This window comes from Gilliamella sp. CG16, from assembly GCF_046635785.1.
Taxonomy (GTDB): Bacteria; Pseudomonadota; Gammaproteobacteria; order Enterobacterales; family Orbaceae; genus Gilliamella; species Gilliamella apicola_I.
Genome location: NZ_JBIDFL010000011.1, coordinates 40,354 through 53,399, shown reverse-complemented (window position 1 = coordinate 53,399; position 13,046 = coordinate 40,354). Strand labels below are relative to the sequence as shown.

Annotated in this window: 10 protein-coding genes and 2 pseudogenes; 3 read left to right on the top strand and 9 right to left on the bottom strand. The window is 35.9% G+C overall.

Going from position 1 to position 13,046, the window contains the following annotated elements; all coding sequences use genetic code 11:
• Positions 1 to 88: 88 nt before the first annotated feature.
• From ACGH47_RS09780 to ppdD, 5 genes and pseudogenes are all read right to left on the bottom strand, one after another.
• The gene (locus ACGH47_RS09780) at positions 89 to 1,243 is read right to left on the bottom strand and encodes a M20 aminoacylase family protein (protein WP_411623324.1); all 1,155 of its coding nucleotides are present in this window, start codon (positions 1,241 to 1,243) and stop codon (positions 89 to 91) included.
• A 205-nt stretch (positions 1,244 to 1,448) separates the two neighbouring features.
• Positions 1,449 to 2,198, bottom strand: coding sequence for a prepilin peptidase (locus ACGH47_RS09775; RefSeq protein ID WP_267380726.1), 750 nt, complete (start codon positions 2,196 to 2,198; stop codon positions 1,449 to 1,451).
• Positions 2,198 to 3,373, bottom strand: coding sequence for a protein transport protein HofC (gene hofC / locus ACGH47_RS09770; RefSeq protein ID WP_267380727.1), 1,176 nt, complete (start codon positions 3,371 to 3,373; stop codon positions 2,198 to 2,200). Before hofC ends, ACGH47_RS09775 begins: the two co-directional genes overlap by 1 nt.
• Positions 3,370 to 4,461 (bottom strand): annotated as a pseudogene (locus ACGH47_RS09765) (GspE/PulE family protein); the annotation flags it as partial. The pseudogene ACGH47_RS09765 and the gene hofC, both read right to left, overlap by 4 nt.
• Before the next feature lie 44 nt (positions 4,462 to 4,505).
• Complete coding sequence (ppdD, locus tag ACGH47_RS09760; protein ID WP_411623323.1) at positions 4,506 to 4,937, bottom strand: prepilin peptidase-dependent pilin; 432 nt, start codon at positions 4,935 to 4,937, stop codon at positions 4,506 to 4,508.
• A gap of 200 nt (positions 4,938 to 5,137) precedes the next feature.
• On the opposite strand from ppdD, the pseudogene ampD reads away from it, so the two are divergent.
• Positions 5,138 to 5,680: pseudogene (gene ampD, locus ACGH47_RS09755) on the top strand (1,6-anhydro-N-acetylmuramyl-L-alanine amidase AmpD); the annotation flags it as partial.
• Positions 5,681 to 5,998 (top strand): YqcC family protein, encoded by a 318-nt coding sequence (locus tag ACGH47_RS09750; protein WP_411623333.1) that lies wholly within the window; start codon positions 5,681 to 5,683, stop codon positions 5,996 to 5,998.
• A gap of 99 nt (positions 5,999 to 6,097) precedes the next feature.
• Here the strand turns inward: ACGH47_RS09750 and mltG are convergent, their stop codons facing one another.
• Entirely contained in the window at positions 6,098 to 7,111 is a 1,014-nt protein-coding gene (gene mltG, locus ACGH47_RS09745) for an endolytic transglycosylase MltG (protein WP_411596888.1), read from the bottom strand.
• Between the two features lie 6 nt (positions 7,112 to 7,117).
• Positions 7,118 to 8,206, bottom strand: coding sequence for an alanine racemase (gene alr / locus ACGH47_RS09740; RefSeq protein WP_411623322.1), 1,089 nt, complete (start codon positions 8,204 to 8,206; stop codon positions 7,118 to 7,120).
• Between the two features lie 242 nt (positions 8,207 to 8,448).
• Here alr and ACGH47_RS09735 point away from each other — a divergent pair, with 242 nt between their 5' ends.
• Complete coding sequence (locus ACGH47_RS09735; RefSeq protein ID WP_267352476.1) at positions 8,449 to 9,210, top strand: DeoR/GlpR family DNA-binding transcription regulator; 762 nt, start codon at positions 8,449 to 8,451, stop codon at positions 9,208 to 9,210.
• Positions 9,211 to 9,247: 37 nt separating this feature from the next.
• Here ACGH47_RS09735 and ACGH47_RS09730 read toward each other — a convergent pair whose 3' ends face one another.
• Both ACGH47_RS09730 and clpB read right to left on the bottom strand, forming a co-directional pair.
• A complete protein-coding gene (locus ACGH47_RS09730) occupies positions 9,248 to 10,051 on the bottom strand; it encodes a Cof-type HAD-IIB family hydrolase (protein ID WP_411623321.1) in 804 nt (267 codons plus the stop codon).
• A gap of 341 nt (positions 10,052 to 10,392) precedes the next feature.
• A complete protein-coding gene (clpB, locus tag ACGH47_RS09725; protein WP_267352474.1) occupies positions 10,393 to 12,963 on the bottom strand; it encodes an ATP-dependent chaperone ClpB in 2,571 nt (856 codons plus the stop codon).
• Positions 12,964 to 13,046 lie beyond the last annotated feature (83 nt).

Below are 13,046 nucleotides of genomic sequence, written 5' to 3'. Positions count from 1 at the left end.
TTTATATTCATTAAAATTAAACAATTTGAATTGATAAGAATAGCTAGAATATAGATAAATATATTCTAGCTATCAATGAAATCTTTAATTATCCCTTACCTAACTCTTGATAAACAATTTGCACAAAATAGTTTACACCCGTTGTTAATAGCTCATCATTAAAATTATAAGCAGGATTATGCAAATTTGCTCCTTGCCCTGCACCTAACCAAACATAAGCACCAGGAACCTTTTGTAACATAAAGGCAAAATCTTCAGATCCCATTGAAGGAGGAGGATCAATCGTTACATTATCATCGCCCACCGCTTTTCTTGCAGCGCTAATGGCAATATCCGCCTGCTTAGCATAGTTTATGGTAGCAGGATATCGGCGCTGATAATTGACTTCCGCTTTGGCGTCAAAAGTTGATGCGATGCCCTGTGCTATCTGTTTGATTCTTGATTCAGCCATGTCCTGAACATCGGAACTAAATGCTCTAACCGTTCCTCGAATTACAGCTTGTTGAGGTAATACATTCCAAGTATCACCACTATGAATTTGTGTTACGCTGACAACTAAGGAGCTAAGAGGATCGGCATTACGGCTCACAATACTTTGTAATCCATTGACGATTTGTGTTGCAGTTAAAATTGTATCTTTACCCAGATGTGGTGCCGCTGCATGTGAGCCAACACCTGTCACATTAATTTCAAAGATATCATAAGATGCCATTATTGCACCGTGATTAATATAGAAATGATTTAATGCCATATTGGGCTGATTGTGAATTCCATATACTGCTTCAATAGGCAATTTATCAAATAGCCCATTTTCCGCCATTACACGGCCACCCCCTTCGTTTTCTTCGGCTGGTTGGAAGATGACAACTACCGTTCCACTAAAATCACGATGCTGGCTCAAATATTTTGCCGTTCCCAATAACGTTGCTGTATGACCATCATGACCACAAGCGTGCATTTTTCCGTGTATTGTTGAACAATAATCAATATTATTCTCTTCGGTAATATCCAAGGCATCAATGTCAGCTCGTAAAGCAATCATCCGCCCTTCTTTATTACCTTTTATGATGCCAACAACCCCTGTGGGTGCAAAGTCAGTGTATAATTCTGATATACCAAATGATTTCAACTTTTCAATGATAAATTGAGTGGTATTAGTTTCTTCAAATGCAGTTTCGGGATGAGAGTGAATATAGTGACGCCATGAGATCATCTCATTTTTTAGTTGTGTAATTGAGTCCATTAATTATTCCTTTCTGACTAATTGATTTACCAGTTATACCTCGAATTAATAGCCACTATAATACGATATCATTCTTAATAAAAATAACTAATTTTACTATGATTATTAATTTTAGTTATAAGTTTCACATTTAAAACTAGTTAAACGCCTCTATTTTCAATCAAACATTAAAACGGCTTTGAAAACAGTATATAACTGAAAAAACTCACACATGGTAATACAAAATCAAATAACCCGACATTAACAAAAACGGACCAAATGGAATTACAGTTATTGATTGATCACTTAATCCATAACGCAAAATAAGATAATAAACGATAGCTAAAAATGATGAAAAAACTAACAACAAGGGAAGATCTTCATAAGATATCCATGCGCCTAAAGCAGCCAATAACTTAACATCACCCTGCCCTAGTCCCTGTTTTTTGGTCAGCAAATAAAATAATTCTTTAGGGACAATTAATAAAAAATAACCCCAAATAATGCCAGTGATCGCTTTATTTAACGTAATGCCAAACAGATTAAAATAGCCAGCTAAAATCCCTAACCATAGTAGGGGTTGAGTAAATAGATCTGGCAATAAATAATATTTTAGATCTATCATTGCCAATAAGACAAAATAACACGCTAATATCATTAATAAAATCGTATTTAAAGTCCAGCCTTTTGTCAAAAATAGAATAGCAAAAATAACCGCAAATAAAATCTCAAATACGATATAACGATAATGAATTTTCCCTTTGCACGCCCAGCATTGTCCCTTCAGTAATAGCCATGAAAAAACAGGAAACAGTTGCCAAAATCTAAGTTGTTTGTGACAATGTGGACAACGAGAGCGATGAAAAGAAATAGCAATTAAATATTCATACCCTGAATAGATAGGCTTAAAACGACAGTAAGCCACATGAATGAAGCTTCCCAAACACATTCCCAATCCAATAATTAACCAAATCATCAATGAATAACATCCCCCAATTGGAAAATCGGTAAATACATGGCAATAATTAAGCTACCAATAATCAAACCTAGAATTAACATCAATAGCGGTTCAAACAACTGTATCATATTATCAGTCAGCGTTTGATGTTGTTCCTGATAATATTCTGCTAGTTGTTTTAGCATCAAATCTAATGTACCTGACTCTTCACCAACCAAGATCAATTGACTGCACAATGGAGGTAATAAACTTTGCTGCTCGATAACAGCACTGAATGAATAGCCTTGTTCAATTCCGGCGATAATTTGATAAATAACATGACGATAATGGTAATTTTGCATAATTGTTGCAACCGCATTCAACCCACTCAATATAGGAATACCTGCTATTTGAGTTATCGAAAGAGTCTGAAATATTTGGGTTAAATGCAAAGTATGAATTAACGAATTCAAGAATGGTAATTTCAATATTAATTTATCCATTTTTGGGGCGTAAGATTTTTTTAAGTGATAATGATAAATAAGCCAAAACAAACCAATCATGCCGACCCATTTCCCATAGTTATTCTGAATATAGTAAGACAAATCAATAATTAATAATGTAAAAAAGGGAAGTTCAGCGTCAAAACTTTGATAAATATCTACAAATTTAGGTAATACTATCAATAACATAATTAGTGTTACAACAACTGACATAAACAAAAGGAATAATGGATAACGCAATGCTTTTTTTAGTCGTTTTTGTAAATTAATTGATGCCTCTATTTGAAAAGCCAATTGTTCAAAACTCAAATCAAGTTGTCCTGTTAATTCCCCTGTTGCAATAATTTCAGCATAAAGTGGTGGAAAGACAGATTGATGTTGAGTTAGTACTGTTGATAGTCGTTCTCCTTTAGCTAGTTGCCCTGCAATTTCCGTCAATAAACATTGCCAATGCTGTTTAGGGTGTTCATGCGCAAGTAAATGCAAAATTTCAAGCAAAGGTAATCCAGCTTTTAGCATGGTAGCCAGTTGTTTTGTCAAGATAAATAATTCAATACGCTTAAAACTACTTGAAAATACATAGTGACCTGCCTTGAATTTTATAGCGATATCACCTTGCAATAATAATTGCCGCCGCGCATCGTTTTGTGAAGCCGCTATAATTTTATGTTCTACAAAATTGATGTCGTACCAATAATAGAGCCTTTTCATGTTTCACCTAATACTCTATTTATTTCTGCTAAGGTCGTTATCCCTTGCTGTATTAATTGTTCAGCTGATTGCCTTAAAGAAATTTGATTTGAAGGTGTTATAACCTGTTGATTTAAAATTTGGTGTTGAATTTCAGGGGTGATAGTTAAAAATTCATATAACCCTATTCGTCCTGAGTAACCACCTACACAGTTCTCACATCCGATTGCGACATAATGTGGAATCGGCTTTTGTCCTAGCCTAATCAGCTCGCTCGCCACCACTTTACAATGACAACATAACTTACGTACTAATCGTTGAGCGATGATTAATTTAACACTAGCAGAGATGAGATATCGTTCTATTCCCATTTGATTCAAACGTGTTATTGCTTCTATACTTGAATTAGTATGTAAGGTAGACAGGACTAAATGTCCGGTTTGGGCAGCTTGAATGGCTATTTCTGCTGTTTCATGATCACGAATTTCACCAATCATCATCACGTCAGGATCTTGCCTTAACAAAGCACGTAAAATGGTTGCAAAACTTAACCCAATTTTCATATTTACAGATGTTTGATTAATACCTTCAACCGGTATTTCAATCGGATCTTCAACACTACAGATATTACAATGAGGCAGGTTTAATGTTTTCAGTCCACTATACAGCGTTACCGTTTTACCGCTACCTGTCGGTCCTGTAACTAATATTAATCCTTGTGGGTAATTTAATATTTGTTGAAACTGAACAAGATCCCGATCCGTTAATCCTAAATCGTGAATCGACAGCGGTGAAACATGATTATCAAGTACGCGTAACACCACTTTTTCACCATTCATGACCGGTAAGGTTGAAATCCGCATAGCATAACGATCTATTACTAATTGCCCATCCTGGGGTAATCGCTGTTCTGCAATATTCAACTTTGCCATTATTTTCAATCTGGCAACGATTTGCTTTGCCAGTGTTAAAGGAGGAGCCAGTATGGTATGCAATACACCGTCAATCCGCATACGAATGCGATAACTTTGTTGATAAGGTTCAAAATGAATATCCGAAGCACGTTTTTTTAAAGCTCTAAGCAATAATTTATCAATACTGTCGACTAGTTGATCTTCTTGCATGACTAAAACCATTTTATTGTTGCATTAATTTAAAATTTAAAGATATCTTCACATACACTATTTAAGCTTACATCAACAGGATTAGTTACACAGGTACGTGACCAATCAACATTACCATGGGTTATATTCAGCGTCGGTGTCATCGTTACTGTTAAGCCAGATAAGGCATTTTGTCCAACTAATTCAATCATCCCATTTGTGACTGTCACTGAGGTGACATAATTGGTTGATTTAGTCATTGGAATACCATTATTTGCATTATTACAATTTGCTAATCCACCTTGCTCAATTACACATATTTCTACCGCTGTTTTGTAAGCGGTCATGGCTTGTAGCATATCGGTCATGGCTGCTTTTTTTACATAACCTTGATAAGCAGGCAAACCAATTGCCGTTAAAATAGCAATTACTATAATTGCTATCATGAGTTCAAATAAGGAAAATCCCGATTGTTTGTTCATATTCATTCTCTGTTATTAAATTGCTAACGAAACACAAGCAACTTTATAGCGTTTAAAAAAAATGAAATAATAACGGTATGCCAAGTATGGAAAAAGGATAACAATAATTGTTTTTCTGATTTCATCATTATTTAAATTATTGGAAGTCAAATCACAAATCAGTAATTTGATAACAAAGTTTTATAAGATAAGGAGTCGATATGTCCTTAAAGATAGTTAATGGTTGGTTACAAGGTGTAAAACAGGTCATTTCACCATTTTATAATGATCGACCAAGTGATAAACCCATTTCATTATTAGTGATTCATAATATAAGCCTTCCGCCCAATCAATTTGGTGGCCCTTATGTAGAACAGCTGTTCACAGGTCAGCTTGATCCAAATGAACACCCTTATTTTGCCGATATCTATCAAATACAGGTATCAAGTCACCTATTTATTCGTCGTGACGGTGAGATAATTCAATTTGTAGCTTTTGATAAACGAGCATGGCATGCAGGTATATCAGCATTTGAAGGACAAGAAAATTGTAATGATTTTTCAATAGGAATCGAATTGGAAGGATGTGATAGTGAAAAATTTACCGAAGTGCAATATCAACAACTGGCAAAAGTCACCCTTCTACTACAACAAACTTATCCACTTAACAATATCACCGGACACAGTGACATTGCACCAGAACGTAAAACAGATCCTGGGCCTTATTTTGATTGGCAATATTATAGGCATTTGCTTGCTAATAAAATGCAAGCTAACTTAATTAAAGATCAATTAGAACGAATTGAGCAAGCGTTAAAAAAAATAGATTTATGGCAAGCCTTACCACCCAGTCAGGATGCTTTTTTAAGTCAACAACCTTTTGCACTTGATACCATGAAGTCATACGAATGGCTACAATGGATTTTTATACCCCGAATTCGAGCTATAATTGATGCCAATTCGGCTATTCCCCCCTTTGCGTTACACCCCTATTTTGAAGAAGCGTTAAAAGAGTCAGAGAACAATATTGACCATTTGTTAGATCTGATAAAACAACTTGATGAATTGACCCAATCCAAATAGTTAATGGTGGCTTAAACATATGAAAAAGTGATATTGAATAGATCTGAGAAGTTAATTACCGCGTTCTGCACGCGGTAATTTTAATAAAGAACACAATTTTTATTTTTTTAACTTATTTCGATACTCATTGACCGCTTTTAAATGGCTATTATAATTCGTCGTAAACGTATGTCCGCCCTTACCATTAGCGACAAAAAACAGATATTTGGTATCAGCAGGGTGTGCCGCAGCTTCTAACGACGCTAAACTTGGCATTGAAATAGGCGTAGGTGGTAAACCATTAATGACATAGGTATTATAAGGATTAGTCTTATCGGTCATATCAATACGTCTAATTTTACCCGTATATTTATCACCTAAACCATAAATAATTGTAGGATCGGTTTGCAGCTTCATTTTTGCTTTTAATCGATTAACAAAAACAGATGCGACATTCGCACGTTCAGAACTGAGACTAGTCTCTTTTTCAATAATTGAGGCAATAATAAGTAATTCATACGGTGTGCTATATGGCAGCCCACTATCACGATTTTCCCACACTCTTTGCAAGTTATTTTTCATAGTGAGATGAGCACGTTTTAAAATATTAATATCTAAGGTGTCGACCGTATAAAGATAAGTATTTGGCGAAAGCCACCCTTCAAGAGGCCCCTCAATACCTAAAATTTTTGCAATATCATCGCTTGATTTATCAACCAAAGTTTGTTGAATGTAAGGAGTATTTTTTATGGTATTTAACCAATCATTGGCTCGCTTCCCTTCCACAAATCTTAGCGTAAAACTGCTTTCTTTGCCTGACACTAATAATTTTAAAAATTCATCAACTGTCATATGGGGTTCTAATTTATATCCCCCAGCTTTAATAGTACTTAATTCAGGATTTAATTTATACAAATAAGGAAGTAGATAAGCCCTATCCATTAAATTTGCTTGATCTATTTGTTCAACTAACTGATGTATTGACGTTCCTTTTTTGATAATAAACACTTTATTATCATCATTAACATGAATATGCTGTTTAGAAAACTGTTGTAAAAAATAGTAACCCAACGCAAGCGAAGCGGTAACAACTAAAATTATTGCCAAAAACGTGTATAAAAATATTTTTTTAATCATAACTTATTTATCTATATAGTGAACCTTAGCTCGTGTAGTTAAGCGCGTTAATAACTCATATGCACTAATACCTGTATGTTTAGCAATTTCTTCTACCGGCAATTCCTTCCCCCAAAAAATGACTTCGTCGCCTGGTTTATCCGAACTATTCAGTCCCAGATCAACAATAATCATGTCCATTGAAACACGCCCCACAATAGGAACACGTCTACCATTAATTAACACAGGCGTATTTTCGGGTATACCGCGAGGATATCCATCACCATACCCCATTGCAACAACACCTAATTTTGTCTCTTTATGACTTGTCCAAATTTGCCCGTAGCCCACAGATTCACCCTTTTTATGCTTTCTTACTGCAATTAGCTCTGACTTAAACGTCATAGCTGGGTGTAATTCGGCAATGGGATTCTCAAAAGGAGAAACGCCATACAAAGCAATACCTAATCGAATCACATCACGATGTGAATTTGGCCAAGCAAGAATACCGCCAGAAGCAGCAATAGATTGCTTATCAAGCAATGATTTGTTAGAAATTGATTCAACAAATTCGTCCAACAGCAAACATTGATTTGACGTTTGGTTGGAAGAAAAATCATCAGCAGAACTAAAATGACTGATAATATTTAATGGTTTACGCACAACGCAACAACTTGCTAATCGATTAAATTCACCTTGAGCCTCATCAAACCGAAACCCTAAACGATGCATACCTGTGTCAATTTTGAACCAAGCTGTGATTTGATTTTCAATTTTAATCGCATTTAACGCATCAATTTGCCAACTTGAATGAACCACAGTTTGCAAATTAAAATCAATTAAATCCGTTATTTCATCATGTGGAAAAAAACCTTCCAACAAAACAATGGGGGTAATGATCCCAATTTGCCGTAACAAAAGCGCTTCAGAAAGTCTTGCAACCCCAAAGTAGTCGACCTTATCGGATAATAATTGAGCAATGCCAGCAATCCCATGACCATAAGCATTTGCTTTAAGAATAGCCATTAAGGAGCTATTAGGTGAATTTCGTCTCACATACTCAATATTATGCAGAATAGCTTGACGATTAACATTAACGACAGCAATAGACATTACTTCCAACCTAACTCAGGTAAAAAAAGATATTTTAATTTCTGTTCTAAATAATAACAAATAAAATATGAAAGGTTAATCAAGTTTTAATACAAAAAAACCACACAATCAATAAGTTAATTAAAAAATTCGGGGGCATAAGTAATTTATCCTTTTAAAAAATCATAGGATAATTCGCTTAAAAACGGTATGATCATTAAAGATATTTTTAGAAATCAGCATAATTTTTTAAAGGATATTAGATGATTGATTATAATGCATTCCCTGAACAACGCCAATCTTTTATCCGGCAGCTTTTGACTGAAAAAGGGCGTGTTGTCAGTGCTGATTTAATTAAATTGTTAGGGGTTTCAGAACACACGATTCGTCGAGATTTACAAAAACTAGCCCGTGACGGTGTTTGCAAGCGTGTATATGGTGGAGCAGTTAGCCATTTAAAACAATCAGCCACATTTGAAACTCGTATTAATCAATGTGTAGACGAAAAATCTTCAGTAGCAATAAAATGTGCAAAATTAATCAAAAATAATTCCTGCATTTTTATTGATACTGGTTCCACCTATTTAGCAATGGCAAGTTATATCCCACAAAATTTGACATTAACGATTGTCACCAATTCTCCTCAAATTGCTTCGGTCTTAAGTAGCCGTACCAATGGCGAGCTCATTTTATTAGGTGGCAAAGTTAATCCGTTAACGGGGGGAACAATGGGCGCTGATACCGTTAATCAAATCCGAAATATGGTCTTTGATCAAACCTTTATTGGCGTTTGTGGACTTGACCCGCATGCGGGGTTAAGCGCAGTTTATTATGATGATGCCTGCTTCAAAAAAGAAGTCATTACGCAAAGCAATGAGGTTATAGCCGCAGTGATTGCCGACAAAATGCAACAAGTTGCTCGCTATAAAGTTGCCACTTGTGAAGATATAGATATCATTATCGCTAGTCGAGATAGCAAAATTGAGGGCTTTGAAGATTTTAATCTCAAAATAGAAATCGCTTAATAGATTCAGCTGTCATCAACTCAATCTGAGCATGCCATCATTTGCTTTGCAATTCAATTAGTTGCTTTATCGTATTCAGTACCGCACTATCATCATTGAAACCGGTGATAAATTTAGCGACAGCTTTGGTTTCTTCAAATGCATTACGCATTGCAAAACTATACTCCGCTTGTTCAAGTAATTCTATGTCGTTGTAACCGTCACCAAATGCCATGGTTTCATGATAATTTACCTTAAGTAGTTGTTGTAATTTTTTGATAGTATTCCCTTTATGAACATCATGCTGAGTGATATCAATCCATGTAGCTTCAGATACCACTATATAAGCTTGGTTTTCAAAAGGGGTTAAATGCTGTCGAGTTTGTAAACATTGTCCTTTTTCATCATATACAGTGATTTTGATAAAGTCATCAGCGATATGAGTCAGATCATCCACTTCAATTATTGTTGCATATGAACCTCGGACTTTAGCTTTTAATCGTTCAGGTAAATGGGCTTTGATGACGGCTCCTTGAGCAGTACAAGCAATGATAACGTGCTCTTTACTAACTTGTTCCAAGGTTTTTATCATACGCTGCCCTAGTTCATTAGGGATGAATGAGCGATAAATAAATTCACCTTTATGTTTTATGGTCGTTGCGCTATCACCGACTATCCAGATTTTGTCGCTGTAATCACCAAAGAGTTCTTCAACCCGTTCACATTGTTTACCGGTACATGCCACAAAATGAATTTGTTGTTCAGCCATGAGTGCATACACTTGCGAAAATAGCTGACGGTCATAATCACCTTGGCTATTTAAAAATGTCCCGTCTAGATCACTTATAATCAATTTAATCATTTTAATATCCTTTCTCATTGCAATTTCATTTAATCAATCAAGATATGATTGATTATGATGTTTTATGATCGATTTGGCAATATTGTAATCGTTCAGGATGAGATCATGATCACAAAAAATGAAGTCATTTAAATTCTATTGATGTTTTTCAATTAGGAAATACTCAATATTATTAATATGTTAAAGTTATTATTAGTGCAAATGAGTTAAAACGAGAATGGATCGATTGATTATTGATAGATCTAAAATTGTCGATGACTTATTTACCGCAATATACACTGTTAAAGTGACGGATCGGTACAATAAAAAAAACCGACCATTAAGGTCGGTTTATTTGTTGATTACTGTTTAGCTTCGATATTATCACCCACTAAATCCAAATGAATGGTTTTACCTGGTACTAATTTACCGGACAATATTTGTTGTGCTAATGGGTTTTCAATTTCTTGTTGAATAGCGCGTTTTAACGGTCTTGCACCATAAATTGGATCGAAACCAACTTTAGCAAGATGTTCTAACGCTGCATCAGAAATATCCATTTCATAACCTCGTTCATCTAAGCGTTTTTCAACATGTGCCAATTGAATTCTAGCAATCGCTTTGATGTTTTCTTGACCCAGTGGATGGAAGACCACCGTTTCATCAATACGGTTGATAAATTCAGGTCTAAAATGTTTAGTTACCACGGTCATAACTAATGCTTTCATTTCGTCATAACTAAGCTCAACTTGTCCTTGAATTAAATCAGAACCCAAGTTAGATGTCATGATGATAACCGTATTGCGGAAATCCACTGTACGACCTTGTCCGTCAGTTAAGCGACCATCATCTAAGACTTGTAATAAAATATTAAAGACATCCGGATGCGCTTTTTCCACTTCATCCAGTAAAATCACTGAATAAGGTCGACGCCGTACGGCTTCGGTTAAATATCCGCCCTCTTCATAACCAACATAACCAGGAGGCGCACCAATTAAGCGAGCAACGGAATGTTTTTCCATGAATTCAGACATATCAATCCGTACCATGGCATCTTCACTATCAAACATAAAGTTTGCCAATGCTTTACAAAGTTCGGTTTTACCCACACCTGTTGGACCTAAGAATAAGAAAGACCCAATCGGTTTATTCGGATCAGAAAGACCAGCACGGCTACGACGAATAGCATTTGCTACAGCGACAACAGCTTCATCTTGCCCAATAACACGTTTATGTAAAGCGTCTTCCATGTGTAATAATTTATCTTTTTCACTTTCAAGCATTCTCGAAACAGGAATACCCGTCGCTTTCGATAATACTTCGGCAATCTCGTTATCGGTCACTTTGTTACGCAATAATTTCATGGTTTTACCTTCTAATTGCGTAGCTGTTGCGAGTTTCTTTTCAAGTTCCGGAATTTTGCCATATTGCAATTCCGACATCTTGTTTAAATCCCCTGCTCGACGAGCTTGTTCTATCTCAGTGCGAGCTTTTTCCAACTCTGCTTTGATATTCTGAGTGCCCGAAAGTGCAGCTTTCTCTGATTTCCACTCTTCTTCAAGTGACGCATAATCCTTTTCTTTTTCAGCAAGTTCATTATTTAACATCTCAAGTCGTTTTTTACTGGCATCATCCGACTCTTTTTTAAGCGCTTGTTGCTCAAGTTTAAGTTGAATGATACGTCTTTCAAGACGATCTAATGATTCTGGCTTAGAATCCATTTGCATACGAATACTCGATGCAGCTTCGTCAATCAAGTCAATAGCTTTATCTGGCAACATACGATCTGAAATATAACGATGCGATAATGTTGCCGCAGCCACAATGGCTGGATCGGTAATTTGAACATGATGATGCAATTCATAACGCTCTTTCAAACCACGCAAAATGGCAATGGTGTCTTCAACAGTCGGTTCAGCCACATAAACTTTTTGAAAACGACGTTCCAATGCAGGATCTTTTTCAATATATTGACGATATTCGTCAAGTGTTGTTGCCCCAACGCAGTGTAATTCACCACGAGCTAATGCTGGTTTTAACATGTTTCCGGCATCCATAGCACCATCGCCTTTACCTGCACCGACCATAGTGTGAATTTCGTCGATAAACAGAATAATACGACCTTCTTCTTTAGCGATATCTTTAAGAACAGCTTTCAAACGCTCTTCGAACTCACCACGATATTTAGCACCAGCAATTAAGGCTCCCATATCCAAGGATAAGACACGTTTATTACGTAATCCCTCGGGGACTTCACGATTCACAATACGTTGTGCTAATCCTTCAACAATCGCAGTTTTACCCACACCTGGTTCACCAATTAACACAGGGTTATTTTTGGTACGACGTTGTAACACTTGTATCGTACGGCGAATCTCTTCATCACGCCCAATAACTGGATCGAGTTTACCTTGTTCTGCACGCTGTGTTAAATCAATAGTGTATTTTTTCAACGCACCACGTTGATCTTCTGCATTTGGATCATTCACGTTGTCGCTTCCTCTTAATTGATTGACTGCTTGAAGAAATTTATCTTTAGTGACACCCGATTTTTTTAGGATATCGCCAAGGCTCCCTTTTTCGTCTAATGCAGCTAATATAAATAGCTCTGAAGAGATATAACTATCTCCATTTTTTTGAGATAATTTATCGCATAAATTTAAAACTTTAATTAAATCTTGAGAAGGGATAACTTCGCCACCGACACCCTGCACTTGAGGTAATCGGTCAATGGATTGATTTAATTCTTGTTGTAAAATGGCATTATTTGCCCCAGCAGCTGCCAATAATGGATTAACACTACTGCCTTCTTGATTAAGCATTGCTGAAAGTACATGGATAGGCTCTATATACTGATTATCTTTACCTAATGCTAAAGACTGCGCATCAGCTAAAGCTTGTTGAAATTTGTTTGTGAGTTTATCTAACCTCATATTATCTATCTCCTTAGCAATAAATTTGGCATAAATGATTAAACACTTATTCCATTTGCATAATGACTAAATGAGTGTGGAAG

Bases quoted from the DNA above. Each gene is read 5' to 3' on its own strand.
- ACGH47_RS09780 (WP_411623324.1), bottom strand. From the start codon at position 1,243: ATGGACTCAATTACACAACTAAAAAATGAGATGATCTCATGGCGTCAC.
- ACGH47_RS09775 (WP_267380726.1), bottom strand. From the start codon at position 2,198: ATGATTTGGTTAATTATTGGATTGGGAATGTGTTTGGGAAGCTTCATT.
- hofC (WP_267380727.1), bottom strand. From the start codon at position 3,373: ATGAAAAGGCTCTATTATTGGTACGACATCAATTTTGTAGAACATAAA.
- ppdD (WP_411623323.1), bottom strand. From the start codon at position 4,937: ATGAACAAACAATCGGGATTTTCCTTATTTGAACTCATGATAGCAATT.
- ACGH47_RS09750 (WP_411623333.1), top strand. From the start codon at position 5,681: ATGCAAGCTAACTTAATTAAAGATCAATTAGAACGAATTGAGCAAGCG.
- alr (WP_411623322.1), bottom strand. From the start codon at position 8,206: ATGTCTATTGCTGTCGTTAATGTTAATCGTCAAGCTATTCTGCATAAT.
- ACGH47_RS09735 (WP_267352476.1), top strand. From the start codon at position 8,449: ATGATTGATTATAATGCATTCCCTGAACAACGCCAATCTTTTATCCGG.
- ACGH47_RS09730 (WP_411623321.1), bottom strand. From the start codon at position 10,051: ATGATTAAATTGATTATAAGTGATCTAGACGGGACATTTTTAAATAGC.
- clpB (WP_267352474.1), bottom strand. From the start codon at position 12,963: ATGAGGTTAGATAAACTCACAAACAAATTTCAACAAGCTTTAGCTGAT.